Consider the following 26,202-nt stretch of genomic DNA (forward strand, 5'->3'; position numbering starts at 1 on the left):
TCGGGTGCTTCTCCAGCCCGTTCCTCTGTCGTGCAAGGTTAAACAAGCGTGGTGGGTAGCGCTAGTGTCTTGCACATAACAAGCATCTATAACATGGTCGAGGAGAATATGACCTGCTTTATGCAGAGGAAAGGGGAGAACCCTATGGTTTTTGTATTAGATACAAATAAGCGTCCACTCGCCCCTTGTCATGAGGCGGTCGCAAGAAAGTTATTAAAGCAAGGAAAAGCAGCGATCTACAAACGCTATCCATTTACGATTATTTTAAAAGAAATTGTCGATAATTTTCGACCGAAAACACCGTATCGGCTCAAAATCGATTACGGAAGTAAACACACAGGACTTGCGATTGTGCGAGGAGAAGAAGTGTTGTGGCTTGCACAACTTGACCATCGCACAGACATCAAAGAGCGATTAGACAAAAGACGGGCGTTTCGTCGTGCAAGAAGAAAGCGAAAAACTCGATACAGAAAACCACGTTTTCTTAATCGTAGGAGAAAAGACGGGTGGTTGCCACCATCGTTAGAGAGTCGTGTGCAAAATATTCAAACATGGGTGGAGCGTTTAAGGAAGATATGTCCGATTGAGCATATATCGTACGAGAACGCAAAGTTTGACACGCAACTCATGCGAAATCCTGAAATCAATGGTGTAGAGTATCAACAAGGTACGCTACAAGGATATGAAGTACGGGAGTATTTGCTTGAAAAGTTTGGGCGGAAGTGTTGTTATTGCGGAAAAGAAAATGTTCCACTTGAAGTGGAGCATATCATTCCAAAATCGAGAGGTGGAACAGACCGAGTGGATAACCTATGTCTTGCCTGTCATGACTGTAATCAGCGCAAAGGAAGTAAGACAGCAGAAGAATTCGGGTATCCACATATTCAAGAAATGGTCAAAAAAACGCTAAAAGACGCAAGTGTAGTGAATGCCACTCGATGGAAAGTGTATGAAGTGTTAAAACAAAGCGGATGCGAAGTAGAGTGTGGAACAGGCGCACGAACGAAAATGAATCGAATACGATTAGGACTACCGAAAATTCACTATTTTGATGCTTGTTGTGTAGGCGAAAGCACGCCACTCCAATTGCATTTCAAAACAAAAGAAGCATTATTTATCAAGGCAAAAGGACGCGGAAGTCGCTCTCGTACAAATCTTGATAAGTATGGCTTTCCAAGAGGATTTTTGGCAAGACAAAAGTTCTTCTTTGGTTTTCAAACAGGGGACATGGTTAAGGCTGTTGTCCCAAGAGGGAAATATCAAGGCGTTTGGTTTGGCGAAGTCGCATGTAGAAAGACTGGAAGTTTCGATATTAAAGGTAAGGACGGAAAGCGTATCGCACAAGGAATAAATTATAGATATGTCCAAGTCATTCAGCGATTCGACGGATACACATATCGAAGGGAGGGAATGAACATTGCGTAAGGCGCAATTCCTCCCCGTGCCTTAAGGCAGGGGCTTCCTTGCGCAAGTGTTCGTGAGACGATAGCATGGAAAAGGAGGCCGATAAATATGGGTCGTGGTGTTCATTTTCACCATAAGAAAAAAGGACATGAAAGCGAGAAGCCAAAACATGGCCAACCAGCAACATCAAAACAGCGTGAAGTCGTCGACTATGCCATTGACACGGTAGGAAGCGAAACGCATCGTCCAGTTACAATTGAACGCGTGAAAGAATAAAGGTGGCACCATTGGCCACCTTTTTTATATTGCCGGAGCGAACGTATACGTTTCTTTTTTTTCAATTTGCTGTTCGATGTTGTCGAGTTGGCGTTCGATATGTTGTAAACGATCTTGTTGCATATCGTAATGTGTAGCCATTTGTTCTGCCGTACGCTCTTTTAATTTATTTTCTAACTGTTCAATTTCATCAAACAACTGTTGTAGTTGCATTTGAATATGTTCCATCCTCCAACTCCCCTTTCGCCCTTTGCCATACACATTCTCCATCCACTACCTCTTCCCTTCTCACTTGACAAAACTAGAAGAAATTCGGCAAACAAAGTGTTGTGTGTACAAAATTCGACAAATCGATGCGCATGTTTTTGACATGAGCGGTCAAAATAAAAAAGCGAAAGGAGGCATGGCGATGGCGAAAAAAGAACAAAAGAAAAAGCAAAAACCGAAGCAAGAAGAAACGACAGGCTTCGGCGACAAAAAGCTAGAAGGCCCGGATCGTCCTTCTACATAAGGAAAAGAAGCGAGCAAATATGCTCGCTTTTTCTAATTTTCACGAAAATGACGAACGGACGAAACATATGGTATAATGTTGAACATTCAAGGGGGGGATGATATGTTTAAATATCCGAATGGGCGGACGTATGAAAAAAAAGAAAATGAACAGACGTTGCGCGCTTGTACTCCTGATACGTACGGGAACCGCGGGATGACACTTGAGGCTGACTTAAATGAAACAAACACGTATTACTTAGCTCAAGGTATTGCTGTCATTCATAAAAAACCGACACCTGTGCAAATTGTGCGTGTCGATTATCCGAAACGGAGCGCTGCTGTCATTAAAGAAGCGTACTTTAAACAACCGTCCACGACAGACTATAACGGCATATATCGTGGGAAATATATCGATTTTGAAGCGAAAGAAACACGGAATCGCACATCATTTCCGCTTCAAAACTTTCACGAACACCAAATTGAACATATAAAACAAGTGTTAACGCATGGAGCCATTTGCTTCGTGATTTTGCGTTTTACGACGTTTGACGAAACATATTTATTGGACGCACATCACCTCCTTGAATATTGGGAGCGAAAGCAACAAGGTGGTCGTAAATCGATTACAAAAGCGGAAGTCGAACGGCGCGGCCATCTCATTCCGCTTGGCTATCACCCACGAATCGATTATATTCATATTGTGGACAAACTATATTTTTAGAACAGGAGGAACGATATGGCGAATTATCGTTCACGAACAGAACGAAAACAGGCAGAACAAAAAAAACAACGTCCGCGGAAACGAGGGCGATCGATTATGAAAAAAATTGTGCTTATCATGTTGCTTATTATGACGATCGGGATGTTCTCCGGTGTGGCGGCGTTTGCTTGGATGATTAAAGACGCTCCACCGCTCGATGAGACGTTGTTGCGCGATCCTTTAGCTTCGATCATTTACGATGGAAATGGGCAAAAAGTAGTAGAGCTTGGTCAACAAAAGCGCATTTATATATCGTATAACGATATTCCAAAAGTGCTCGAGGAAGCGGTGCTTGCAACAGAAGACGCCCGCTTTTATGAACATCACGGGTTTGATGTTGTGCGCTTTTTCGGTGCAGTGTTAGCGAACATTCGTGAAGGATTTGGTGCTGAAGGTGGAAGTACAATTACACAACAAGTCGTAAAACTTTCTTTTTTAACACCTGAAAAAACGATAAAACGAAAAGTACAAGAATTATGGCTTGCCATTCAATTAGAGAAAAAATACTCGAAGCAAGAAATTTTAGAAATGTATTTAAACAAAATTTATTACTCGAGCCGCTCATATGGTGTTGCAAAAGCGGCAGAAACGTACTTTGGGAAAAGCGATTTATCGCAATTGACGCTACCAGAAGCGGCATTGCTCGCTGGCATTCCGCAAAGCCCGAACAATTATAACCCGTTTACGCATCCAGAAGCGGCAGAAAAACGTCGCAATACGGTGCTATCGCTAATGGCGAAACATGGGTTTATTTCGAAAGAAGAAGCAGAAGAAGCAAAAAAAGTGCCTGTACAATCGCTATTAACAGAAAATAAACAACAAAGCGATATTCCGTATGACTCTTTTATTGACCAAGTGATCGATGAAGTAACCGAAAAAACAGGGCTTGATGTGTTTACGGCTGGATTGCACATTTATACAACGTTAGATCCGAACGCCCAGTCGTATGTTGAGGAGTTGCTCAATTCTGACGAAGTCATTCGCACAAACAAGGCCGATTTCCAAGCTGGCATTGCGGTTTTAGATACGAAAACAGGAGAAATTCGCGCGCTTGGCGGCGGTCGGAAAAAAGAAGAAGGTGTCACGTTCGGATTTAACTATGCAACGGATACACGAAAACAGCCTGGTTCGACAATTAAACCAATTGTTGACTATGGTCCTGCCATTGAATATTTGAAATGGTCGACGTACCATCAATTAAAAGATGAACCATATCAATATTCGGACGGTACACCAATTAAAAACTGGGACGGCAAATACGAAGGTCAAATGTCGATGCGTACTGCCCTCGCTCGTTCACGTAACATCCCGGCATTAAAAGCGCTCCAAGAAGTCGGCTTAGAGCGGGCAAAACAATTTGCAAATAAACTTGGCATGGGCTTTGAAGAAATGCATGAAGCATATGCGGTTGGTGGCGTCGGCAAAGGCGTCTCTCCACTCCAAATGGCCGGTGCATATAGCGCATTCGGAAACGGAGGCACTTACATTGAACCACATGCCGTAAAAAAAGTTGTGTTTCCAGATGGAACAGAAATGGACCTTCGTCCAGAACCAAAGGTGGCGATGAAAGACTATACGGCGTTTATGATTACTGACATGTTAAAAACGGCCGTGCAATCTGGATCAGGGAGAGCAGCAAACGTACCAGGTCTTCATGTCGCTGGAAAAACAGGAACGACAAACTATGATGAAAAAGATCGTCGGAAATACGGGCTTGAGAGAGGTTCAGTTCCTGACAGCTGGTTTGTTGGCTATACGCCAAACTATACGGCTGCCATTTGGACCGGTTTTAGTAAAAAAAGTAGCGAAGCGTATTTATCGAAGCCTGAACAACAATATGCGAAACAGTTGTTTAAACGCGTCATTTCCCATATTGACGACGGCAGTGGCGGTGATTTTAAACAACCGAAAAGCGTCGTGAAACTGGCGGTGAAAAAGGGAACGAATCCTCCGAAACTAGCAAATGAATATACGCCAGAAAATGAAATTACGTATGAATATTTCGTGCGCGGTTATGAAGAACCGACAGAAGTAGCTGAAGATAAGCCAGAAGTCGTCGAACCAGTAAAAGACTTGCGCGCACAATACGATCCAGCGACACAAATGATTTCATTATCGTGGTCATACACGATCGATCCTGAAAAAGATGTGTCGTTTGAAGTAAGGCAGACAGTAGATGGCCGTAAACCGACCGTTATTGCAACAACAAAAGACTCACAACTAACCGTTGAGGCAAAAGAAGGTTCGGTGTACTTATTTGAAGTATACGTTGTCACAGCAGATGGCACACAAAGCGCACCTGCTACAGCACTTGTGCAAATTCCGAAAGAAGAACCGGAACAACCGAGTGAAAATGAATCACCGGAACAACCGAGTGAAAATGAATCACCGGAACAACCGGGAAACGGAGAAAGTCCGGAGACGCCAACAAACCCGAGCGAGCCAAACCCAAGCAATCCAGAGACGCCAACAAACCCGAGCGAGCCAAACCCAAGCAATCCAGAGACGCCAACAAATCCGAGCGATCCGGGAACACCAACAAACCCGACAAATCCAACAAACCCGACAAATCCAACAAATCCGAATAACAATTCATCAACAAATTCGTCGGGAACGAACAATCAACAACGAAATGGAAATAGCGGTGGAACAACGAATAATCAATAAGTAAGAAAAGAGACTGAGTGCATCCTCAGTCTCTTTTTTGTTGAGCCATTTGTTTATAAAATAGCTTCATGAGTTCGGTAAATAGTTCATCTAATTGCACAAAAGAATGGTGAAGAGTAGGACGGACGAAAATAAACGAAAGTCGATCCACAACATTTAACGGACGAAGCGGGAGCGACTGAACTTCCTTTTCCCATTCGTATACGTTGCTCACTGCTCGTTCATTAAGCCAATGTAACGCACATAAAAAGTAGCTTATTCCCCGAACGATCCCCTCTTTTGCTTTGTTCGCTTGACGCGCTGCAAATAACGGGGCGAGTTCACGCTTTTCTTCTTCCCAAAGTTGAAATATGGCAGGAAGCGCGCATTCTTTTTGTTGCCAAGGCTCTTCTTTTTGCGTTATATCGTAATAAAATGGCACATGCTTCATCATCATCGGGAACGGTTGAAACGTATGGGTATCAATGAAATCGGCCGAAAAAAAGAGCGGATGTTGAAACGTTTTTGGAACGATCATTTACATCTTTCCTTTCATCCGTTTTTTTCCTTCACGACAAAGATGAAGTAATGGACAAACGTCACATTTTGGTGATTGCGCTTTACAATGATAGCGCCCAAAAAAAATAAGGCGATGATGGGTCACCGACCATTCTTCTTTCGGAATTTTTTTCATTAGCGTTTCTTCTACTTCTAGCACAGAATCCTTCCAACGACAAATGCCAAGTCGTTTGCTGACACGTTCGACATGCGTATCAACAGCAATCGCGGGAACACCGAATGCAACCGATACGACGACGTTCGCTGTTTTCCGTCCGACGCCTGGAAGCTTCATTAATTCATCACGATTTTTTGGCACTTCTCCGTTATATTGTTCAATTAATATACGACATAGTTGTTGAATATTTTTCGCTTTATTCCGATATAGTCCGATCGAACGTATATCTTGTTGAAGCTCTTCTAGCGGAACAGAGACGTAATCTTCTGGTGTTTTATATTTTTCAAATAGTTGCTTCGTCACCTTATTAACGAGCGCATCAGTACATTGCGCCGATAATACAACAGCAATTAATAGTTCAAACGGATTGCGGTGAACGAGCTCACAATGCGCGTTTGGGAACATGTTTGCAATTTCATCTAAACAGTAGCGAATTTGCTGCTTCGTTAACATGTAACCATCCTTTCTACGACTGTTCAAGCCAATTATAAATCGGAACGGTTGGTTTATACGGTTGATCTTGTTTCAACTGGTTTTTTCGAAACTTTTTCGCATGTTGTTGCGCTTGTTCGATCGTTTTAATTCCGTTCTTTTTCCATTCGAATAAAATGCGATCAATGTAACGGAAATTTAGTTTTCCTGATAGTACAGCTTCACGTAACGCCGCTTTAATGATGATCGGATCGTGTTCATCTTGATCCATCCACATCGCTAACGTCTCGCATTCCATCGGGGAAAGCGGACGGCCAAATTCATGTTCAAAAACGGTATACAATTGTTCTTCTTGCTCTTCTTCTTGTTTTTGTTCTTGAAAAACAGCACGAATAAGTTTTTCCCAAAGCGGATCGAGTGAATAGCATTCACTACGAATGTTATCATCCATTCGTTCTTCAATAGCTAAAAATCCTTTTTGCACAAGCTTTCGCAATTGTTGCATGCACATTTCAGATGAAATGGTCATGCGTGCAGCGATTTCATCTGGGGTTGGAAATGAAATGCCTTGTTCAAGAAACGAATGAATGTGTAACAGTAACATAAACTCTGTTTCATTTAACCCAAGCGTTTTATAGCTCGTTAACAATAACCTTGGAATTGCCACACTTCCTTCACGAAAAAAACGAATCATTTCATTATCCATGTCAAACACCTCACGCCCTATTATATCATAAAACAAATCCCCCATGTGAGCACGGGGGATTTCATCATTATGGGTATAAACGATTGAGTAAACGCGGAAACGGAATCGTTTCACGAACATGTTCAACGCCACAAATCCAAGCAATTGTTCGTTCAAGTCCTAGTCCGAAACCCGAATGTGGCACAGAGCCGTATTGACGAAGTTCTAAATACCATTTATACGCATCGAGCGATAACTGATGTTCTTCTAACCGTTGTTTTAATAAATCATAGTCGTGAATACGCTCTGAACCGCCAATAATTTCACCATATCCTTCTGGAGCGATTAAATCCGCACAAAGAACAACTTCTGGGCGATTTGGATCTGGCTGCATATAAAACGGCTTTAATGTCGTTGGATAATGCGTAATAAATACTGGCTTATCGAAGCTTTCCGCAATGGCAGTTTCATGCGGAGCGCCAAAATCATCGCCCCATTGAATGTCGTCAAATCCTTTCTCATGAAGAAGCTGAATCGCTTCATCATACGTAATGCGCGCAAATGGCGGCTTGACATTTTCTAGCTTAGACGTATCACGACCAAGCGTTTTCAGCTCGAGCTGACAATTTTTTAATACCGATTGCACAATATGGGATACGTATTGTTCTTGTACTTGTAAGTTATCTTCAAATTGATAAAACGCCATTTCCGGCTCAATCATCCAAAACTCAATTAAATGGCGGCGCGTTTTTGATTTTTCAGCACGAAACGTTGGACCGAATGAAAATACTTTGCCAAGCGCCATCGCTGCTGCTTCCATATATAGCTGTCCGCTTTGAGAAAGGTATGCATCTTCATCAAAATATTTCGTGCGGAACAATTCCGTCGTTCCTTCCGGTGCACTTCCCGTTAAAATCGGCGGATCAACTTTCACGAAGCCATTTTCATTAAAAAATTCATACGTCGCACGAATGACTTCGTTACGAATTTTCATAATGGCATGTTGACGTTTCGAGCGAAGCCATAAATGGCGATGGTCCATTAGAAATTCGATCCCATGCTCTTTTGGTGTAATTGGATAATCAACAGCCATATGAATAAGTTCAATATTTGTGACGGAAAGCTCGTATCCAAATGGAGAACGTGCATCTTCACGCACTACACCTGTGACATAGAGTGAACTTTCTTGCGTGATGCTTTTTGCCGCCTGAAATACACCTTCGCTCACTTGCGCTTTTTCCACGACTCCTTGAATAAAGCCTGTGCCATCACGCAATTGTAAAAAAGCGATTTTTCCGCTCGACCGTTTGTTCGCAAGCCAAGCACCAATTGTTAATTCTTGTCCTACATATTTATGTACTTCTGCAATTGTCGTTTTCACAAAAAGTCCCTCCAAAGACGTTCAACTATTATGTACATCATCAATATTAATACATTTCGACAAAAAAACGCAAGATGATCGTTTTCACCCATGAAAGAAAAGGCTAGCCATATCGACTAGCCACGCGTTTTTTCATTTATAAATGTTTCGATACGATTGAGAGCCTCATGAAGTGAATCAAGCGATGTTGCATAGGATAAACGCACATTGTTTGGCGCACCAAATCCTGAACCTGGAACGAGTGCGACTTTCGCTTCTTCAAGCAACGCTTCGACAAACGCATCGACATGTTCGTATCCAGTCATTGTTGCCGCTTCTTTTGCGTTTGGGAACAAATAAAATGCACCTTGTGGTTTCACGCATGAAAACCCTGGAATTTGAATTAAACGCTCGTAAATAATATTTAAACGTTGTTCAAACGCTTGACGCATTTGTTCAACTGGCTCTTGTGGCCCGCTATATGCAGCAATTGCAGCGTATTGAGCAATCGATGTTGGATTCGATGTGCTATGGCTTGCCAAATCGGTCATAGCGCCGATAATCTCGGCATCTCCTGCTGCGTAACCAATGCGCCATCCCGTCATCGAATGCGATTTAGATACCCCGTTAATAATGATCGTTTGTTTTTTTAGATCAGGTGAAAGCTGGGCAATCGAAATGTGTTCATGTCCACCGTATATTAGTTTTTCATAAATTTCATCCGACACAATAAGCACATCGTGAGCTAAGCATACTTCACCGAGCGCTTGTATCTCTTCTTTCGTATAAATGACGCCTGTTGGGTTGCTTGGTGAGTTAATAATGACCGCTTTTGTGCGATCTGTCATCGCCTGTTCTAATTGTTGCGGTGTAATTTTAAACTCATTTTCTTCAAGCCCTTCGACATAAACAGGCACTCCGCCCGCTAGTTTCACTTGTTCAGGATAACTCACCCAATATGGCGTTGGAATAATGACTTCATCACCTTCGTCTAAAATGACTTGAAATAGCGTATAAAGCGCATGTTTCGCTCCAACACATACAATAATTTCTGACGGTTTATAGTCAAGTTGTTGATCACGTTGAAATTTTTTTATAATCTCTTGTTTTAATGTCGCCAATCCGTCAGATGGCGTGTATTTTGTATGTCCATCGTACATCGCTTTTACAGCTGCTTCCATAATATGTTGAGGTGTATTAAAATCCGGTTCACCTGCACCAAGTCCGATGACATCATGCCCTGCTGCTTTTAATTCTTTCGCTTTCGCTGTAATAGCAAGCGTTGATGATGGCGTTAATGATGCGACGCGCTTCGCTAACTTCATGAATCCTTCCCCCTCGCAAAATGATATCTTTTCAAAAAGGCCCCGTCTTCAAAACGAACGTAATAAAACGAATAACGGTCTCGTTCGTCAATATATGTAATTTCCCATAGCGGGATCCCTTTTTCCATTCCTAATTTTACTGATACGACTTCTTTCGGATGATACGTTTTAATGGACGATTGCGCTTGTTGTTTCGTAATACCTTCCGAAGCCTTTCGAACATCGATAATTTCCCCTTTTTCTGTCACCCACGCAATCATTTGTTCACCTTCATCATTTTTTCCTATGACGATCACGTATACCTCACTACCTCGGTACGTATATACGTCATCGATATGGATGATCCCTTTTTTCTCTGCCTGTTTCATCGCACGTTGTTCACTTTCGTTTTTAGATGATACCGCATCACTATATGCGTCGATATATAGAAATAACGCCGTAAACAACAAGCATACGAAGGCAATCAAAACCTTCTTCATTTTCATCCCTTCTTACGTTCGATAAATCGTAAATACAGCCTTTTCTTTATTTTCTTCATCAAGCGCTAGTCCAAACATTAAGTCTTTTTCTTTTAACGTCCGGTTTAAACAATCAACAATTTTATATAAGTCTGATGAGTATTCAACTTTTACAGTTGCTAATACTTCGATTTTACTTTCCACGACCCGATCCTCCATGTGCACAAATTTTGTTACTTATATCGTTTATTGCGAACGGAAACAATACAATTACACACCAATTTCGGTGTATAAACATCTTCATTGTAGCAACAATTTCCTACATTAGTCAATTTGAATTAAAAAAAATCCTATCGTACACACCGCGGGCCGAACGCTGGCCCTTTTTTAAAATGTCATGACGTCGTATTCCTCTAAGTTGCATTTCACTACAATGACGCCAAAACGATTTGTCTCATAACAATCAATCCAGGCAGCGTACAGCCGCTCAAGCAACCGTTCATTCGTCCAGCTGCCATGTTTCTTAAAAATGATTGCTACTTGTGGATCGACATGTTTTAAAAACGATGTACGCGGGTAATCATTGACGCCGAAATGAGCAATTTTTAATATGTTTACATCACTAAGCGACATCGTCATCAACTTTTGTTCCACATCGTCGCTCGCATGCGCCATATATAAAAGGCGAAGACGCCCGTACTGAATCGACATTGTTACATCTCCATTGTCAATATAGAGCGGCTGCATCCGAAAATGGGGAAACGGTTCATACACCTTTTGTTCTTTCCATTCGCTCACCACTTTCGGACCGTACGTTTGTTCAATCCATTTCACATTGCCGATATATTCCCGATCATCGCTCGTTAACAAAAGTTCGTCGATTTCGGTAATATGGAAATGTTCAAACCATCTTTTTAGTTCGCGTTCTGTATGCGGAGCCCCTGTATTTAACAATACCGTTTTTCCGCTTGCGTGTTTGAATAACGTCGCTTCCCCATCACTAAGCGGCAAAAAAATAATCGCCATTTCTTCTTCTTCGAGCATCATATCAATTTTTTGAATATGCCCCGCTGATGTTGAAGGATGCATTAAACTATTGCATATCAAAAATAATAACACCCATTGCAAAACGTCCACTCCCTTCATCTACATCTTTTATCTTTTACCGATGAAGGGAATTTTATAGCCATTCGTTTACATGTTGTAAAAGCTCCAAAAGCGGCGCATGATATACCCGAATAGGTGGCAACGACTGTAAAAAATATTTGCTATATGATGCTGTTAACAATCGTTGGTCGAGGACGAAAATGATTCCACGATCTTCTTTTGTCCGAATTAATCGTCCAAATCCTTGCTTAAAGCGTAAAATTGCTTGCGGCAACGATAAATCGTAAAATGGATTGCCTCCTTTTGCGCGAATATAATCGCTTTTCGCTTCCATGACCGGATCATCTGGCGGCGCAAACGGCAATCGAACAATGACAACGCATGTCACTTCGCTTCCTGGAAGGTCGATTCCTTCCCAAAAACTACTTGTGCCAAATAAAATCGCTTGCTCAAACTGTTGAAAATGGCGTGTTAATTTCGCTGCGTTGCCTCCGCTCACTCCTTGAGCAAGCAATACAAACTGATCATCGTTAAATTGTTTCGCATACACATACGTTTGTTTTAACAATTCATACGATGTGAATAATACGAGCATTCGTCCCCTTGTATGTCGGGCGATGCGTATCACTTGTTGGGCTGCATGCTCCGCATATTGCTCAACTGTAACCGAAGGAAACGTCGGTAAGTCTGTTGGCACCATAAGGGCAGCTTGTTTTTCATACGAAAACGGAGACGGAATGATGCGTGTGAATGGATAAAAATCGTCAAGACCAAGACGCGAAATGATAAATGAAAAACGAGCATTTGTCGTTAACGTAGCCGAAGTTAAAATGACGCTCCGCTTCCGTGAAAATAATTGATCAGCAAAAAAATGAGCTAAATCGAGCGGTTGTGAAATAACTGTGACTGCATTCACTGCAGCTTTTGCATCTACTTCGAGCCAACGAACAATATCATCATCATCGCTCGTTAACAAATGTTGCAACGTACATAAAGTATCAATAAACGTCGTAAAAGGCTTCACATCTTCTTTTGGAATATCGTTTATCATTTGTGATAACTGTTGCACGTCATTCATTATGCGCATAAGCAACTCGATCGTTCCGCTCCACTCTTTTCCGTATTCTTTCCACGGGACGAAACGGTAACGCATACGTCCATCTCCTTTTTGACGACGCAACACATAATGACGCAGAGATTGAAATAGTTGATTGAGTTCGTATTCAAGATCCCCTAAAAGCGAGCGAAGCGCCCCCATTTTGTGTATCATAGCGATGTCGTTCATTCGTGTCCACAATAAACGAATGTATTCGTATGAAACGTGCCTTCCGAAAAAGTGAGCAGCTACATCTTCTAAATGATGCGCTTCATCAATAATGAGTTGTTCATACGGTGGCAAAAATTTTTCATCCGCTGTTAAATCGTGCATAACAAATGAATGGTTTGTAATAATAACATGTGCATGTTTCGCTTTTTCTTTCGCGCGAACGAAAAAATCGTATTCTTCATTCGTATCATCGCTATGTACATCTTCCCAAAATAGCGCGCCACCTGCCGTTAAGTTTAGTTCATCAACATCCCCTGTCTCAGTTTCTGTTAACCAAACAAGCAATTGACATTTCGTTAACGCAATATCGTAATTTGTATCGATACGTTTTAACGTGCGAGCAAATTTTCGCACGCTCATATAGTTTCGCTTTCCTTTTAAAACAGCGGTCGTAAATGGGAAAGGGGCGAGCTGTGCAACTCGCGGCAACTCTTTTTCAATCATTTGTTTTTGTAGCTGGAGCGTATAGGTGCTAACGACGATTGGTTGCTGTTGCTTCACCGCATAAAAGACGGCCGGGAGCAAGTACGCCATCGTCTTTCCGACGCCCGTTCCCGCTTCAATTAACGCATGTTGGCACGTTTGTAGCGCATAGTTAACGTCGTCCATCATTTGTTTTTGTCCTTCTCGATATTCAAACGGCGCCACAAATGGATTTGTCGCAAACCATTGTGAAAAAGATGGAAGATGTTCAGGACGATCAACTCGTTTTGGCGAATTCCACGCCTTTAAAGCAACGCCTTCATATTCAACGATGGATTCATTCGTTTGAAGCGAGCGTTCTTTTTTGGAAATGAATTTATCTAACAGAGCGGTCAAATCGCTTTTTAACGGTTGACTATGGCGGCGTAATTGTTTTAATGTCACAAGCGGTAAACGGGATAGCTTGTGCAGTAAAAAAAGAAGCAGTTGCGCCGTTGCTTCTGCGTCGTAATCTGCTTGGTGCGGGCGATCATGCGCAAGCGACAACGCTTCGGCTAAGTGATTCAGTTTATAGCTTGATTGTGTTGGCATAAGAAAACGAGCGAGTTCTACCGTATCTAAAAGCCGACATGTCGGTGGTTGTATTCCGCTACGAATAAATTCCTCTTGTAAAAATGCCCAGTCGAACTGAACGTTATGCGCGACAAAATAAGCTCCTTCCCATTGTTCAACAAGCATCGCAGCGATATGTTGGAACGGCGGAGCATCATGCACCATCGCATGATCAATACCTGTTAGTTGTTGAATAAACAGCGGGATATCCCGCTCTGGCTGAACAAATGTTGAAAAACGTTCACTAACTTTGCCGCCCTCGATGACGACAAAACCGATTTGGATGATGCGATCTTCTTTTTTCGGGGCATTTCCTGTCGTTTCAATATCGACGACGACAAAGCGATCATTCATCTATTTTCCACCTCGCATGTATGTGACAAATAAAAAGAGGCGGCATGGCGCCCGTTATAAAACGGTCGCCGCCGGCTCTTGGACAATGAGTTCTTTAATGCGGTTATGCTCGTCCATAATCGCAATTTTCGGACGGTGTGATGCTAATTTTTCTTCTGGTACGAGTACATATGAAATGACGATGATAATATCATCTTTTTGCACGAGACGGGCTGCTGCTCCGTTTAAACAAAACACACCGCTTCCTCTTTCACCAGGAATAATATACGTTTCAAATCGTGCTCCGTTGTTATTATTTACAATTTGCACCTTTTCATTTGGCACCATGCCAACAGCATCTAAAATATCTTCATCAATTGTAATGCTACCGACATAGTTTAAATTGGCTTCCGTCACGCGAGCACGATGAATTTTAGCGTTCATTAATGTGCGAAACATGGTGTTTCCCCCTTATTGTACGTTCATAACGATATTATCAATCAAACGCGCATTTGTAAACCGCACAGCGAGCGCAAGGATGATCTTTCCTTGTAACGTCTCGAGTGGCTTTAACTCTGGATACGAATAAACTTCAACGTAATCGATGACACCGGTTGTATGTTGCTCAATATGGTGCACAATCGCTTTTCGTACGGTCTCCACGTCACGTTCTCCTGCTTCAATGAGCGTTTTTCCTTTTTGTAAAGCAGCATATAACGCCGGAGCTTCTTGCCGTTCTTGCTCGCTTAAATACACGTTGCGTGAGCTTTTTGCAAGGCCATCGTCTTCACGTACTGTCGGAACAGCAACGAGTTCGATCGGAAAATGGAAATCGCGGATAAGTCCGTCGATGACCGCCACTTGTTGCGCATCTTTCAGCCCGAAATATGCGCGATGTGGCATGACGATATGAAACAGCTTCGTCACCACCGTTGCGACACCGTCAAAATGACCAGGGCGAGACTTTCCACAAAGCACATCCACTCGTTCATGCACTTTCACTGTGACCGACGGTTCATGCGGATACATTTCTGGCACAGAAGGATAAAATATAATGTCCACACCTGCTCGTTCAGCCATTTTATAATCGCGCTCAAAATCACGTGGATAACGGTCGAAATCTTCGTTTGGTCCAAATTGAAGTGGGTTAACAAAAATGCTTAAAACGACGATGTCATTTTCCTTGCGTGCCCGTTCCAACAACGCCACATGACCTTCATGCAAGTATCCCATCGTTGGCACAAAACCGATCGTTTTTCCTTTTTGACGCTCAGCCATTATACAGTCTTGCATCTGTTCGATTTTTTCGATTGTAATCACAATTACTTCCCTCCGTATAACGCTAGCCATTGTTGTTCGTTCATCATAAATGATTGCCCATCGCTCGGGAATTGACGTGTTTTGACGTCAGCCACATACTCGGCTAGCGCTTGCTGCATCGTTTGCTGAACGTTCGCATATTGTTTAACAAATTTCGGTACACGTTCTACACCATATCCGAGTACATCGTGATAAACAAGCACTTGTCCATCCGTACCAACTCCCGCTCCAATACCAATTGTCGGGATGGCTAGTTGTTTCGTAATCGCTTCGCCAAGTTGCTTCGGCACACATTCTAAAACGAGCGCGATCGCCCCCGCTTGCTCGCACGCTTTTGCTTCCTCTAGAAGACGTCGAGCACTTTCAGCATCTTTTCCTTGTACTTTATATCCACCTAACACCCCGACCGATTGTGGCGTTAAGCCGAGGTGAGCAACAACAGGTACACCTGATTGTGTTAAAGAAGAAATGACTTGCAATACAGGACCTGCTCCTTCCACTTTGACAGCATTAGCCCCTGATTGTTGCATGATCGCTTTTGCATGTTGTAACGCATCGTTCACCGTACTGTAAGACATAAAAGGCATATCTGTCACGATAAACGTATGTGGCGCGCCACGGCGAACGGCTTTCGTATGATGAATCATATCTGCAACCGTCACAGGAATCGTTGAGTCGTATCCTAATACGACCATGCCGAGTGAATCGCCAACTAAAATCATGTCAACACCGGCCGCCTCAGCTAGTTTTGCTGACGGGTAATCGTAAGCTGTCAGCATAACGATTGGCTCATGATTTTTTTTCATGTTGAGAAAATCTAATTTTGTTTTCATTAATATCCTCCTCTCATATGCAGAGGAAATGGATAAAAAAAGCCTTCTTTCTGCCAAAATGAGAAAGAAGGACTTTTGTTCTACTCCATCCCTCTGTCCCCGTCCGTTTCATCGGATCAAGGCAGAAATGATCATAAATACGTCGTATGCATGCGCGCGTGGTGCAGTTCTTACAAAGATACTGCCCAATATCAACCGCTTTCATTTTAACAAATATTTCGGAATTTTCCTACTGTTTTTTTATTTCAATATCTGCAGAATAAATGTAATGAACGGCTCCGTCTTCTGTTTGCACTTTTAACGTGCCCGAATCTGTAATGCCAAGTGCTACACCACGAATGGCTCCATTTAATGTACGCGCTACAATTTGTTGACCGATCGTTACCGAATAGCCTTCCCACAACAGTTTAATCGGTAAAAAACCATGTTGTAAATATTGTTCGTATAACTGTTCTAATTTTTGCAATAACGTTTGAACAATTTTCGGCCGATGGAACGTTCGTCCCGTTTCAATCGCGAGTGATGTCGCAATTGGAGCAATATCGTTTGGAAACTGTTTTTGATTGACGTTCATGCCGATGCCGACGATGACTGCTCGCACTTGATCGGGATCGGCTTGTAATTCCGTTAAAATGCCAGCGACTTTTTTACCATTGATTAATATATCGTTTGGCCATTTAATGTCCGGTACGATATTTGTTATCTCTTGGATCGTTTGAGCGACCGCAACAGCCACTAAAAGAGTTAATTGAGGAGCTTGCTGTAGCGGAATGGACGGACGTAAAATGATGCTCATCCAAATTCCTGTTCCTTTCGGTGAATGCCATGACCGATTTAAACGGCCTCTTCCTGCCGTTTGTTCTTCCGCAATGACAACCGTCCCTTCTTCGGCGCCTTCATGGGCAAGTTGATGAGCCAATTGTTGTGTTGACGGCACGCTTTCTTGATCGTATACACTCCAGCCAAAACGTTTCGTTTTTAATCCGAGTTGTAGTTCATTAGCGTTTAGTTTATCTGGCATTTTTTTTAAGCGATAGCCGAGCTTGCGAACCGCTTCAACTTCAAATCCTTCTTTTCTTAAGTCTTCGATATGTTTCCAAATAGCTGTTCGTGAGCAACCGAGCTGCTCGCTAATTTTTTGCCCGGACAAAAATGTTTCGCCTGCTTCTGTAAATAGTTTTAACAATTGTTTTCTCGTTTCTGATTGCACATCGCCCACTCCTTTAGCTTCTCTTTCTCATTTTCTACTTGACGATGCAATACGGCACGCTCGATGTTTTCAATCATTTCCGATAACCAAGGACCGCCTTTTTTCTTAAATAAAACGAGCAAATCATGACCGTTGATCGCCAACTCTTTTCGATTGCGAATCGGCAGCATTTCCCATTGTTTCAATAACGAGTGAACAGACGGTTTGTCGTCATAAACAGCTGCACGTATACGTTCAATGTGCGGAATGTACGGTCCATACTCGTATAATGCATCGATTGTCCAGTCCGTAAGTGAGCGAATATGTTCAAGCGCCTTTAAACAAATCAAAATGTCACGAATGAGATGATTCGACAATTTCCAATTTTTTAATTGTTCACGATGAAAGTGAACGACAAATGCAAATCGTGCCCATGCTTCAATGCGATCGACTGGTACTAAAGAATAACTACTTAGCTTGATCAGCTCCTCTTTTTTTGTTGCAAGCTCAGGCAAGTAAGCAAATAAATTCGTCTCCACTAAAAGTGCGATCGCTTTCGATACAAATGGACCGAGCAACAATTTCTCAAATTCAACAGCAATGCGCTCAACGGCGATATGTTGTAATAAATGGCCGTATTGTATGATCGCTTGTTTCGTCTTCAGTGATAAAGAAAAACCGAGTTGACTGACAAATCGAAGCGCTCGCATCATCCGCAACGCATCCTCGTTAAAGCGTTCAGCAGCATCTCCAACTGTTTCAATGATGCGCTGCTTTAATGCTTCCACTCCTCCAAACGGATCGATGATCTCACCGTACTCATTCATCGCGATCGCATTCATCGTAAAATCGCGCCGTTGCAAATCTTCGTTAAGAGAACGAACGAACGTGACATCTTTCGGTCTTCGGTAATCTTCATACCGCCCTTCCTTTCGAAATGTCGTCACTTCATATGAAACGCCACGTTCAATGACCATTACTGTGCCATGCGCAATACCAACAGGAACCGTTCTAGGAAAAATGGCCATCACTTCTTGCGGGTGGGCCGATGTCGCAATATCAATGTCTCCAATCGGTCTTTGTAATAAATAGTCGCGCACCGCACCACCGACAAAATACGCTTCATGTCCATGGCGTTTTAACGTTTTAATGACAGAGAGCGCCTGCCGAAACTGTTCGTTCATCGTTCTTCCCCTTTAAGTTGAAAATAAATATGTTCATATTGTGCCACAATTCGCTCAGAATAAAATTTTTCGTATACCGTTTCATATGCGTTTTTCCCCATTGTCTCGCGAAGTGTTTCATCCGTCAGTAAACGAAGCGTTTGACGCGTCGCATCGTTTATATCACCGAGCGCACATAAAAAGCCGTTTTTGCCATCTTCAATTACTTCAGGAATGCCACCGATCGCTGTTCCGACGCATGGAACTCGACACGCCATCGCTTCCAGTAAAACGAGACCGAAACTTTCTTTTTCTGATAATAATAATTTCACGTCACTAATGGAATACAATTCCGCTAAATTTTCTTGCTTTCCTAGAAAACGAACGTGATCGCATAAATTTAATTCTTTTACAAGGCGACAAACGACCGTCATTTCTGGCCCATCACCGACAAGAAGCAATTTTGCAGGTACTTGTTTGACGACGAGCGCAAACGTACGAACGACATCGCATACCCGCTTCACTTTCCGAAAGTTCGACACGTGAATAACTACTTTTTCGTGCGGTGCGATACCGTATTGACGACGGAGTTCATCGTTTCGTCGTCTGCTGTATACACGTTCATCAACAAAGTTGTATACCGTTTGAATCGGCTTTTGCACGTCAAGCAATTCATATGTTTGAACCGCTAACGCATTCGATACTGCTGTGACGACATCGGATTGCTCGATGCCAAATTTAATTAAATCGCTTAATGACGGGTCGTATCCGAGGACGGTAATGTCTGTACCATGCAACGTCGTCACAATTTTCAAATGGTCACCAACCATTTGTTTCGCTAAAAAGGCGCAAAGAGCGTGCGGAACAGCATAGTGGGCATGAATGATGTCGAGCTCTTCTCGCTTCGCAACTTCTGCAATTTTACTCGCCAACGCTAAGTCGTATGGGGGATATTGAAATACAGAATACGGGTTGACCGTTACCTCATGATAGTAAATATTTGGATATATTTTGTTTAGTCGAAATGGAATGCTTGACGAAATAAAATGAATGTCATGCCCGCGTTCAGCAAGCATTTTTCCTAATTCTGTCGCAACCACTCCAGATCCGCCAACTGACGGATAGCAAACGATTCCTATTTTTAGTTTCATCTTTCTTCCCCTAACAAATCATGTGCAAGTATCACTGGTTTTTTTGATATAAATCCTTCTGCGAACGAAACACCAACTTCTTTTCCGAACAATCGCTCGCGGCTTTCAACGGTTTCAATATATCCGTTCGTTAACGGTGTGTCAACTGAGTCGCTCGTTCGTTCAAACTGGCTTTCATACGCGCGTAAACTCGCCAACTTTTTGTCGATTGTATCACTAATATCGACGACAAAATGAGGGCGATGAAAACCGTTGATCATATAAAAATAAACGGCATGTACGCGATGAGGAGGGAGTTCTCCATAACGGCGAATGGCGGCTGAAAATACCGCTTCTTCCACCAATCTCGCGCATTGCCCATGATCCGGATGGCGATCTTCCCAGTACGGTGCAAATACAATTTTCGGTCGATATGTCCGAATGACTGTCACGATCGGATCAATATGCTCTTTTTGTACGATAAGTCCACGATCAGGAAGTTTGAGCTGTATGCGTGTGCGAACACCGAGAATGTCAGCTGCCCGCTTCGCTTCTTGTTGTCGAGTATGTACCGTTCCGTTTGATGATAATTCTGCTAACGTCAAATCGCATATGCCGATGTCATACCCTTGTTGCGCGTATTTCGCAATCGTTCCGCCCATGCCAATTTCGACATCATCTGGATGAGCCCCAAATGCTAATATATGCATCATTCTTTTCCTCGCTTCACAATATTTCGCCATGCAAAATCGCCACGTTCTAAACCGTGTATAAGCACTTCTGCTGTTCCCATGTTTGTTGCCAATGGAATGGCATATACGTCACAAAGACGAATAAGGGCACTAACATCTGGCTCGTGTGGTTGAGCGGTTAATGGATCGCGGAAAAAAATGACCATATCCATATCGTTATTTGCAATCATCGCACCAATTTGTTGATCGCCTCCAAGTGGTCCAGATTGAAAACGGTGCACAGAAAGACCGGTCGCCTCTTGAATGCGCAACCCTGTCGTCCCTGTTGCATATAATTCGTGTTCAGCTAAAATATGTTGATAAGCTGTAACAAAGTGAACCATATCTTCCTTCTTTTTATCGTGTGCAATTAATGCAATTTTCAAGTTTATCGCCCCCTTATTCAATTAAATGTTCTAATCCGTATACGAGCGTTTCTAACTTCATCACCGTTTCAACAGAAAAGCGAACACCGGACATAAATGATGCACGGTTAAACGAATCGTGCCGAATCGTCAATGTTTGCCCATCGCCACCAAAAATGACTTCTTGATGCGCGACAAGCCCCGGCAGTCGAACGCTATGAATGCGCATGCCGTCATATAATGCTCCACGTGCCCCTTCCATCGTTTCTTTTTCAGCTTCATGCCCTTGGGTAAAAGAAGGGCGCACTTGTTGAATGAGCTGAGCTGTTTTTAACGCTGTACCAGACGGCGCATCAAGCTTTTGATCGTGATGAAGCTCAATGATTTCTACATGCGGAAAATATTTAGCCGCCATTTGCGCAAATTTCATCATTAAAATGGCACCAATCGCAAAGTTCGGTGCAATAATCGCACCAATTTTTCTCTCTTCCGCTATTTGTGTTAAACGCGCCAAATCGTCTTCTGTAAATCCTGTCGTACCAACGACCGGTCGAACACCGTATTGCAACGCAATCTCTGTATGATGTTTTCCAACTTCTGGCGTTGTTAAATCGATCAATACGTCCGCTTGGACTGTTTGCAAGCAACGCTCCAAATCTGTAAAAATTGGAGCTTCAATGGCTGGAAAACCATCGAGTTCCGCCAACGTTTTTCCTTCGTTCATCCGGTCTACAACCGCTACAAGCTCAAAATGTTTTGTTTGATGAACGAGAGAAACAGCTTCTCGTCCCATTCTCCCACGTGGTCCTGCAATGACAATTCGAATCATCGTTCCTCTTCCTTTCTCGTCCAACGATCACGATCTCGTGTTTGAAATTTATGCATGACTGCATCATGCGCTTCTTGTAAATCGATATGTAACGAATTCGCCATACATATAAGTACAAATAATAAATCGCCTAATTCTTCTTGAATCGTTTTTTCTTGTTCCGTTTTCTTTTTCGGTTTTTCACCATAATAATGATTTACTTCACGAGCAAGCTCACCTAATTCTTCTGTTAAACGGGCCAGCATGGCAAGCGGACTGAAATATCCTTCCTTAAACTGCCCGATGTATTCGTCGACTTCTTGTTGCAGTTGCCGCATCGTTTTTTCCATTGTTCTCACCTCTTACATTCATGTTAGCTAAAAGTGGGGCGTTTGACAAATGTTTTTGACGGGTATGATGACGTTCCTCTATAATAAAAAACGCAGTCATACTCAAGAGGTGAAGACGATGAAACTTAAAAATGTCGCATTTATTTTACTAGGATCGGCAATTTTTGCGTTTGGACTTGTCCATTTTAATATGGAAAATAAACTCGCAGAAGGCGGCTTTACAGGGATTACACTTCTTTTATACTTTTTGTTCGGTATCGATCCTTCCATTTCAAACTTAGTACTGAACATTCCGCTCTTTTTTATCGGCTGGAAGTTGCTCGGGCGGACGACGTTTGTTTATACGATTGTCGGAACGGTTAGTTTATCTATATTTCTTTGGATTTTTCAACGGTACGGGTTTCACATTCCGCTCAATAACGATCTTACGTTAGCTGCTTTGTTTGCCGGCGTTTTCATCGGGGTCGGCCTCGGTATTATTTTCCGTTACGGCGGAACGACGGGCGGTGTCGATATTATTGCGCGGCTTGTCTATAAATATAAAGGCATTAGTATGGGAAAAACGATGTTTCTTTTTGACTCATGCGTTATTGTTCTTTCGTTGTTGACGTATTTACCGTACCGTGAAGGGATGTATACACTCGTCGCCGTATTCGTCGGGGCACGCGTCATCGACTTTTTACAAGAAGGGGCATATGCAGCAAAAGGGGCAACCATTATTTCTGAAAAAAGCGATTTAATTTCCGAGAAAATTATGACGGAAATGGAACGTGGCGTTACGATTTTAAAAGGAATAGGGTCATATACGAAACGCGAACGAGATGTTTTATATTGCGTCGTTGCCAAAAACGAATTGTCACGTTTAAAATCAATCATCACGTCTGTTGATCCACATGCGTTTGTTGCGATTAGCGATGTACACGATGTGCATGGAGAAGGATTTACGTTAGATGAAAATAAACAACCGTTACATGAGTAAAAGCGTCCGACGATGGACGCTTTTATTGTTTATCCCTCACCATTTTCCCCTCTTTTTCCCCACGATATTTTCGCCATCCAACGTACGTTAACGTCATAATAATCATGCCACCAATGGACGTCATAACCCACCATAGCGACGGAAGCGTCGTCTCTTTTTTTCCGTCAGCAAACAACACTTGTAAATCTTCTTCCATTTGTCGCAACTCTTTCATCCGCTCTGTTGCATGCAATTGGCGAAAAGCAGGGGCTTCTAAAAGCGAAATATGGGCAGATACACGTTGCACTTGTTCACGATCAGCGTTAATTTTTACGCTCGGTTCAATAAGTTCATACCGTTGTAAAAATTGATGAAACGCCTGTTGAAACGATTGTTCGTCTTCTTGCTCCATCGCTTGTTTCATCTTGTCAAATGCAGACATGACAGCGTATTTCATTTCTTTCCAGAGCGGCTGATGTTTCGAATGAACGGCATCAACAGCGAGCCGAAATTGCGTCAATTGGTTAATTCGTTGTTCCGTTGGCACACTCGATGCTGTGACCGCTCTCAATGCTTCTTCGTGCGTAGCCGTTAATACATATATGACATCCATCGAATGAATATCTTCACGAAATAACGCGAATTGTTTTTCGAAATATTCCAATAGCTGTTTCGCTTCTTGCAAGCGATCATTTTTTGTTAACTGAAGCGCTTCGTCAGAAATTTGATCGAGTTTGTCCCACTCAAGTCCGTTTGCATATACTGTATACGGAAATAAACAAATCATGATAAACATCGCGATGAGTCGAATGCGCATCTCCTTGTCCCTCCTTACGATCTTACTATTGAATATATGATCGCAAAAAGAGACATAGACCTCGATTTATCGCCGACGTGAAAAAATGTACGCCACCGCAATCGAAGCAATGCTTAACCAAAATGTAAAATAGCCGATTTGTGGCGTATATTGCGCCAACATTCGATATTGTGGCATCATCCCAAACACATAATCAATAACATCGTTATGTAGCGTCCAAATGGCTGCCACAACAACATGAATGAAGGACATCCGATAATAAGAAGCATACAACAACGCTTGCACGGCCATCGCTCCGTGCGATACAACGAGCATCCATCCCGCCCAACCGAGTTCTCCTGTCACAATAAATACAAGCATGTTCATGACAACAGCCCAAATGCCGTATTTCACAAGCGTGACAACCGCCAACGCTTCCATTAGCGGCCAATGTGTATGACGAAGCCATGCAATTAAAACAAAAACAAAGAACAAACTCGCTGTTGGGCTGTCAGGCACAAACGGAAGAAAAATCGTTGGCGTTTCGGATAATTGCGGTCCATACCATATGTAACCATAAATTGTCCCAATGACATTGACGATCAATAATAGTATAAGAAAAGAGCGATGCATCAACCAATCACGTATGTGTAACATATATTGACCTCCCATATGTACAAAAAAGCTGACTGATGTTCAGTCAGCTTTTACAAATTATTCTGCTTTTAAACCTGCAACGAACTCTGCAAGTTTTTTCAACTCTTCATCTGTTCCTTTAAAAATGCCAGCAGGCATGCCACCTTTACCATTTTTCGCAATGTCGGCAATTTCTTCAGGAGATAACCCTGTACCAACAAGCGATGGTGCAGCTGGACCGCCTTGCAAGTTTTCACCGTGACATGTTAAACATGTGTTTGCTTCTAAAATTTTATATCCTTCTGCATTTTTGTCGATCTCTACTTCTGCGCGAATTTTTCCTTGCTCAGCCGCTGCTTCCCAGTCGTGCGTGACGACAGATTCCCATGTTAAGAAAATAATTGCAGCAAGCGTAAGCAACATCATACCGACAGCAACCGGACGCTTCGATGGGCGACGCTCCGGACCACGATCTAAAAACGGTGCAAGCAATAACGCTCCGAATGCAAGTCCAGGAATAATAATTGCCCCAACAACCGTATACGGACCAGATGCGTATGAGTACTTCAATAGCTGGTATAAGAATAAAAAGTACCAGTCTGGAAGCGGAATATAGCTTGTATCTGTCGGATCCGCAATCCGCTCAAGCGGCGACGGATGCGCAACAGTTAAACATAAAAAACCGATCAAAAAGACAGCACCGACCATCCATTCTTTTAATAAGAAGTTTGGCCAAAACGCCTCTGTTTTCCCCGGATATTCGGAATAGTCTTTCGGAATGTTCGGCTTGCGCGTAGCAGGCACGCGCGAGTCGCCGACAAATTTCATCCCTTTTCCGCGATGCATAGCATTCCCTCCCTTATACTAAATTTTACAGCGGACCAGAAATACCTTGTTTTCGAATCATTAAGAAATGGGCAGCCATTAATCCCAATAATGCTGCTGGCAAGAAAAATACGTGAATAGCAAAGAAGCGTGTTAACGTTTGAGCACCAACGATTTCATGATGACCTGCCAATAACGTTTTAATCGCCGGACCGATGACTGGCGTCGCTTCAGCAATTTGCAATCCTACTTTTGTCGCAAAGAGCGCTTTCATATCCCAAGGCAATAAATAGCCTGTAAAACCAAGACCCATCATTACCATAAAAATAAGCACACCAACGATCCAGTTTAATTCACGTGGCTTTTTATAAGCGCCTTGGAAAAATACGCGCAACGTATGTAAAAACATCATCACAATAACAAGGCTTGCCCCCCAGTGATGCATGCCGCGCACGATTTGTCCAAATGCCACTTCGTTTTGTAAGTAATAAACAGACTCCCAAGCGTTTTTAATATCCGGTACGTAATACATCGTTAAAAACATACCAGATAAAATTTGGATGACTGTAACGAAAAACGTCAATCCACCAAAGCAGTAAACAAATGCTGAAAAGTGATGCGCAGGGTTTACGTGCTCAGGCACTTCATGATCTGCGATATCGCGCCACAAAGGCGTAATATCTAGCCGCTCGTCAACCCAATCGTAAATCTTGTTAAGCATG

General features: G+C 42.6%; 30 protein-coding genes. 6 read left to right on the forward strand and 24 right to left on the reverse strand.

Annotation, left to right across the window (positions count from 1 at the left end):
- The first annotated feature begins 144 nt into the window (after positions 1–144).
- On the forward strand, positions 145–1,425 hold the full coding sequence (gene iscB / locus NST18_RS08260) for an RNA-guided endonuclease IscB (protein WP_340721628.1): 1,281 nt from the start codon (positions 145–147) through the stop codon (positions 1,423–1,425).
- Between the two features lie 87 nt (positions 1,426–1,512).
- Positions 1,513–1,680 (forward strand): hypothetical protein, encoded by a 168-nt coding sequence (locus tag NST18_RS08265; RefSeq protein ID WP_003394625.1) that lies wholly within the window; start codon positions 1,513–1,515, stop codon positions 1,678–1,680.
- A 24-nt stretch (positions 1,681–1,704) separates the two neighbouring features.
- Here the strand turns inward: NST18_RS08265 and NST18_RS08270 are convergent, their stop codons facing one another.
- The gene (locus NST18_RS08270; RefSeq protein ID WP_006319523.1) at positions 1,705–1,908 is read right to left on the reverse strand and encodes a hypothetical protein; all 204 of its coding nucleotides are present in this window, start codon (positions 1,906–1,908) and stop codon (positions 1,705–1,707) included.
- A gap of 142 nt (positions 1,909–2,050) precedes the next feature.
- Here NST18_RS08270 and NST18_RS08275 point away from each other — a divergent pair, with 142 nt between their 5' ends.
- From NST18_RS08275 to NST18_RS08285, 3 genes are all read left to right on the forward strand, one after another.
- Positions 2,051–2,191: a hypothetical protein gene (locus tag NST18_RS08275; protein ID WP_241743335.1), complete on the forward strand. Its 141-nt coding sequence runs from the start codon at positions 2,051–2,053 to the stop codon at positions 2,189–2,191.
- A gap of 102 nt (positions 2,192–2,293) precedes the next feature.
- Positions 2,294–2,893 carry a Holliday junction resolvase RecU gene (gene recU / locus NST18_RS08280; protein WP_004889942.1) on the forward strand — a complete coding sequence of 200 codons (600 nt, stop codon included), beginning with the start codon at positions 2,294–2,296 and terminating at the stop codon, positions 2,891–2,893.
- Positions 2,894–2,908: 15 nt separating this feature from the next.
- The gene (locus NST18_RS08285) at positions 2,909–5,599 is read left to right on the forward strand and encodes a PBP1A family penicillin-binding protein (RefSeq protein ID WP_340721352.1); all 2,691 of its coding nucleotides are present in this window, start codon (positions 2,909–2,911) and stop codon (positions 5,597–5,599) included.
- A gap of 25 nt (positions 5,600–5,624) precedes the next feature.
- Here NST18_RS08285 and NST18_RS08290 read toward each other — a convergent pair whose 3' ends face one another.
- From NST18_RS08290 to NST18_RS08380, 19 genes are all read right to left on the reverse strand, one after another.
- On the reverse strand, positions 5,625–6,116 hold the full coding sequence (locus tag NST18_RS08290; RefSeq protein WP_064214413.1) for a YpoC family protein: 492 nt from the start codon (positions 6,114–6,116) through the stop codon (positions 5,625–5,627).
- A complete protein-coding gene (gene nth, locus NST18_RS08295; RefSeq protein ID WP_004889938.1) occupies positions 6,117–6,767 on the reverse strand; it encodes an endonuclease III in 651 nt (216 codons plus the stop codon).
- 13 nt (positions 6,768–6,780) lie between these two features.
- Complete coding sequence (locus tag NST18_RS08300; RefSeq protein WP_004889937.1) at positions 6,781–7,452, reverse strand: DnaD domain-containing protein; 672 nt, start codon at positions 7,450–7,452, stop codon at positions 6,781–6,783.
- Between the two features lie 67 nt (positions 7,453–7,519).
- Positions 7,520–8,812, reverse strand: a complete 1,293-nt coding sequence (asnS, locus tag NST18_RS08305) for an asparagine--tRNA ligase (protein ID WP_004889935.1) — start codon at positions 8,810–8,812, stop codon at positions 7,520–7,522.
- 116 nt (positions 8,813–8,928) lie between these two features.
- The gene (locus tag NST18_RS08310; RefSeq protein ID WP_004889932.1) at positions 8,929–10,116 is read right to left on the reverse strand and encodes a pyridoxal phosphate-dependent aminotransferase; all 1,188 of its coding nucleotides are present in this window, start codon (positions 10,114–10,116) and stop codon (positions 8,929–8,931) included.
- A complete protein-coding gene (locus tag NST18_RS08315; protein WP_230456175.1) occupies positions 10,113–10,595 on the reverse strand; it encodes a cell wall elongation regulator TseB-like domain-containing protein in 483 nt (160 codons plus the stop codon). The genes NST18_RS08310 and NST18_RS08315 overlap by 4 nt, the downstream gene beginning before the upstream one ends.
- A gap of 12 nt (positions 10,596–10,607) precedes the next feature.
- On the reverse strand, positions 10,608–10,778 hold the full coding sequence (locus tag NST18_RS08320; RefSeq protein WP_006319505.1) for a YpmA family protein: 171 nt from the start codon (positions 10,776–10,778) through the stop codon (positions 10,608–10,610).
- Between the two features lie 183 nt (positions 10,779–10,961).
- Positions 10,962–11,720, reverse strand: coding sequence for a ComEC/Rec2 family competence protein (locus NST18_RS08325; RefSeq protein ID WP_340721353.1), 759 nt, complete (start codon positions 11,718–11,720; stop codon positions 10,962–10,964).
- A 34-nt stretch (positions 11,721–11,754) separates the two neighbouring features.
- Positions 11,755–14,397 carry an ATP-dependent DNA helicase DinG gene (dinG, locus tag NST18_RS08330; RefSeq protein ID WP_064214416.1) on the reverse strand — a complete coding sequence of 881 codons (2,643 nt, stop codon included), beginning with the start codon at positions 14,395–14,397 and terminating at the stop codon, positions 11,755–11,757.
- Between the two features lie 54 nt (positions 14,398–14,451).
- Entirely contained in the window at positions 14,452–14,835 is a 384-nt protein-coding gene (panD, locus tag NST18_RS08335; protein ID WP_003394601.1) for an aspartate 1-decarboxylase, read from the reverse strand.
- Between the two features lie 12 nt (positions 14,836–14,847).
- Positions 14,848–15,669, reverse strand: a complete 822-nt coding sequence (gene panC / locus NST18_RS08340; protein ID WP_241735352.1) for a pantoate--beta-alanine ligase — start codon at positions 15,667–15,669, stop codon at positions 14,848–14,850.
- A 29-nt stretch (positions 15,670–15,698) separates the two neighbouring features.
- Positions 15,699–16,529, reverse strand: a complete 831-nt coding sequence (gene panB, locus NST18_RS08345; protein WP_004889915.1) for a 3-methyl-2-oxobutanoate hydroxymethyltransferase — start codon at positions 16,527–16,529, stop codon at positions 15,699–15,701.
- Positions 16,530–16,758: 229 nt separating this feature from the next.
- Complete coding sequence (locus NST18_RS08350; RefSeq protein ID WP_035018588.1) at positions 16,759–17,739, reverse strand: bifunctional biotin--[acetyl-CoA-carboxylase] synthetase/biotin operon repressor; 981 nt, start codon at positions 17,737–17,739, stop codon at positions 16,759–16,761.
- Positions 17,709–18,902: a CCA tRNA nucleotidyltransferase gene (locus NST18_RS08355; protein WP_064214418.1), complete on the reverse strand. Its 1,194-nt coding sequence runs from the start codon at positions 18,900–18,902 to the stop codon at positions 17,709–17,711. The genes NST18_RS08350 and NST18_RS08355 overlap by 31 nt, the downstream gene beginning before the upstream one ends.
- Positions 18,899–20,032, reverse strand: coding sequence for an N-acetyl-alpha-D-glucosaminyl L-malate synthase BshA (bshA, locus tag NST18_RS08360; RefSeq protein ID WP_004889912.1), 1,134 nt, complete (start codon positions 20,030–20,032; stop codon positions 18,899–18,901). Before bshA ends, NST18_RS08355 begins: the two co-directional genes overlap by 4 nt.
- Positions 20,029–20,721 carry a bacillithiol biosynthesis deacetylase BshB1 gene (gene bshB1, locus NST18_RS08365; protein WP_004889906.1) on the reverse strand — a complete coding sequence of 231 codons (693 nt, stop codon included), beginning with the start codon at positions 20,719–20,721 and terminating at the stop codon, positions 20,029–20,031. The genes bshA and bshB1 overlap by 4 nt, the downstream gene beginning before the upstream one ends.
- A complete protein-coding gene (gene mgsA, locus NST18_RS08370) occupies positions 20,721–21,128 on the reverse strand; it encodes a methylglyoxal synthase (protein ID WP_004889902.1) in 408 nt (135 codons plus the stop codon). Before mgsA ends, bshB1 begins: the two co-directional genes overlap by 1 nt.
- A 13-nt stretch (positions 21,129–21,141) precedes the next feature.
- A complete protein-coding gene (gene dapB, locus NST18_RS08375; protein ID WP_004889901.1) occupies positions 21,142–21,936 on the reverse strand; it encodes a 4-hydroxy-tetrahydrodipicolinate reductase in 795 nt (264 codons plus the stop codon).
- A complete protein-coding gene (locus tag NST18_RS08380) occupies positions 21,933–22,265 on the reverse strand; it encodes a nucleotide pyrophosphohydrolase (protein ID WP_026011653.1) in 333 nt (110 codons plus the stop codon). The genes dapB and NST18_RS08380 overlap by 4 nt, the downstream gene beginning before the upstream one ends.
- Before the next feature lie 118 nt (positions 22,266–22,383).
- Here NST18_RS08380 and NST18_RS08385 point away from each other — a divergent pair, with 118 nt between their 5' ends.
- On the forward strand, positions 22,384–23,244 hold the full coding sequence (locus tag NST18_RS08385; RefSeq protein WP_035018584.1) for a YitT family protein: 861 nt from the start codon (positions 22,384–22,386) through the stop codon (positions 23,242–23,244).
- 22 nt (positions 23,245–23,266) lie between these two features.
- Here the strand turns inward: NST18_RS08385 and ypjB are convergent, their stop codons facing one another.
- From ypjB to qcrB, 4 genes are all read right to left on the reverse strand, one after another.
- Positions 23,267–24,040 carry a sporulation protein YpjB gene (gene ypjB / locus NST18_RS08390; RefSeq protein WP_004889894.1) on the reverse strand — a complete coding sequence of 258 codons (774 nt, stop codon included), beginning with the start codon at positions 24,038–24,040 and terminating at the stop codon, positions 23,267–23,269.
- Positions 24,041–24,106: 66 nt separating this feature from the next.
- Positions 24,107–24,676, reverse strand: coding sequence for a DUF1405 domain-containing protein (locus NST18_RS08395; RefSeq protein ID WP_004889892.1), 570 nt, complete (start codon positions 24,674–24,676; stop codon positions 24,107–24,109).
- A 57-nt stretch (positions 24,677–24,733) separates the two neighbouring features.
- The gene (locus NST18_RS08400; protein ID WP_004889891.1) at positions 24,734–25,501 is read right to left on the reverse strand and encodes a menaquinol-cytochrome c reductase cytochrome b/c subunit; all 768 of its coding nucleotides are present in this window, start codon (positions 25,499–25,501) and stop codon (positions 24,734–24,736) included.
- A 25-nt stretch (positions 25,502–25,526) separates the two neighbouring features.
- Positions 25,527–26,201 carry a menaquinol-cytochrome c reductase cytochrome b subunit gene (gene qcrB, locus NST18_RS08405; protein WP_003394570.1) on the reverse strand — a complete coding sequence of 225 codons (675 nt, stop codon included), beginning with the start codon at positions 26,199–26,201 and terminating at the stop codon, positions 25,527–25,529.
- Position 26,202 lies beyond the last annotated feature (1 nt).

The sequence above is a fragment of the Anoxybacillus sp. FSL W8-0104 genome (assembly GCF_038004465.1).
GTDB lineage: Bacteria > Bacillota > Bacilli > Bacillales > Anoxybacillaceae > Anoxybacillus > Anoxybacillus flavithermus_G.

Bases quoted from the DNA above. Each gene is read 5' to 3' on its own strand.
- iscB (WP_340721628.1), top strand. From the start codon at position 145: ATGGTTTTTGTATTAGATACAAATAAGCGTCCACTCGCCCCTTGTCAT.
- NST18_RS08265 (WP_003394625.1), top strand. From the start codon at position 1,513: ATGGGTCGTGGTGTTCATTTTCACCATAAGAAAAAAGGACATGAAAGC.
- NST18_RS08270 (WP_006319523.1), bottom strand. From the start codon at position 1,908: ATGGAACATATTCAAATGCAACTACAACAGTTGTTTGATGAAATTGAA.
- NST18_RS08275 (WP_241743335.1), top strand. From the start codon at position 2,051: ATGAGCGGTCAAAATAAAAAAGCGAAAGGAGGCATGGCGATGGCGAAA.
- recU (WP_004889942.1), top strand. From the start codon at position 2,294: ATGTTTAAATATCCGAATGGGCGGACGTATGAAAAAAAAGAAAATGAA.
- NST18_RS08285 (WP_340721352.1), top strand. From the start codon at position 2,909: ATGGCGAATTATCGTTCACGAACAGAACGAAAACAGGCAGAACAAAAA.
- NST18_RS08290 (WP_064214413.1), bottom strand. From the start codon at position 6,116: ATGATCGTTCCAAAAACGTTTCAACATCCGCTCTTTTTTTCGGCCGAT.
- nth (WP_004889938.1), bottom strand. From the start codon at position 6,767: ATGTTAACGAAGCAGCAAATTCGCTACTGTTTAGATGAAATTGCAAAC.
- NST18_RS08300 (WP_004889937.1), bottom strand. From the start codon at position 7,452: ATGGATAATGAAATGATTCGTTTTTTTCGTGAAGGAAGTGTGGCAATT.
- NST18_RS08310 (WP_004889932.1), bottom strand. From the start codon at position 10,116: ATGAAGTTAGCGAAGCGCGTCGCATCATTAACGCCATCATCAACGCTT.
- NST18_RS08315 (WP_230456175.1), bottom strand. From the start codon at position 10,595: ATGAAGAAGGTTTTGATTGCCTTCGTATGCTTGTTGTTTACGGCGTTA.
- NST18_RS08325 (WP_340721353.1), bottom strand. From the start codon at position 11,720: ATGAAGGGAGTGGACGTTTTGCAATGGGTGTTATTATTTTTGATATGC.
- dinG (WP_064214416.1), bottom strand. From the start codon at position 14,397: ATGAATGATCGCTTTGTCGTCGTCGATATTGAAACGACAGGAAATGCC.
- panD (WP_003394601.1), bottom strand. From the start codon at position 14,835: ATGTTTCGCACATTAATGAACGCTAAAATTCATCGTGCTCGCGTGACG.
- panC (WP_241735352.1), bottom strand. From the start codon at position 15,669: ATGCAAGACTGTATAATGGCTGAGCGTCAAAAAGGAAAAACGATCGGT.
- panB (WP_004889915.1), bottom strand. From the start codon at position 16,529: ATGAAAACAAAATTAGATTTTCTCAACATGAAAAAAAATCATGAGCCA.
- NST18_RS08355 (WP_064214418.1), bottom strand. From the start codon at position 18,902: ATGAACGAACAGTTTCGGCAGGCGCTCTCTGTCATTAAAACGTTAAAA.
- bshA (WP_004889912.1), bottom strand. From the start codon at position 20,032: ATGAAACTAAAAATAGGAATCGTTTGCTATCCGTCAGTTGGCGGATCT.
- bshB1 (WP_004889906.1), bottom strand. From the start codon at position 20,721: ATGCATATATTAGCATTTGGGGCTCATCCAGATGATGTCGAAATTGGC.
- dapB (WP_004889901.1), bottom strand. From the start codon at position 21,936: ATGATTCGAATTGTCATTGCAGGACCACGTGGGAGAATGGGACGAGAA.
- NST18_RS08380 (WP_026011653.1), bottom strand. From the start codon at position 22,265: ATGGAAAAAACGATGCGGCAACTGCAACAAGAAGTCGACGAATACATC.
- NST18_RS08385 (WP_035018584.1), top strand. From the start codon at position 22,384: ATGAAACTTAAAAATGTCGCATTTATTTTACTAGGATCGGCAATTTTT.
- ypjB (WP_004889894.1), bottom strand. From the start codon at position 24,040: ATGCGCATTCGACTCATCGCGATGTTTATCATGATTTGTTTATTTCCG.
- NST18_RS08395 (WP_004889892.1), bottom strand. From the start codon at position 24,676: ATGTTACACATACGTGATTGGTTGATGCATCGCTCTTTTCTTATACTA.
- NST18_RS08400 (WP_004889891.1), bottom strand. From the start codon at position 25,501: ATGCATCGCGGAAAAGGGATGAAATTTGTCGGCGACTCGCGCGTGCCT.
- qcrB (WP_003394570.1), bottom strand. From the start codon at position 26,201: ATGCTTAACAAGATTTACGATTGGGTTGACGAGCGGCTAGATATTACG.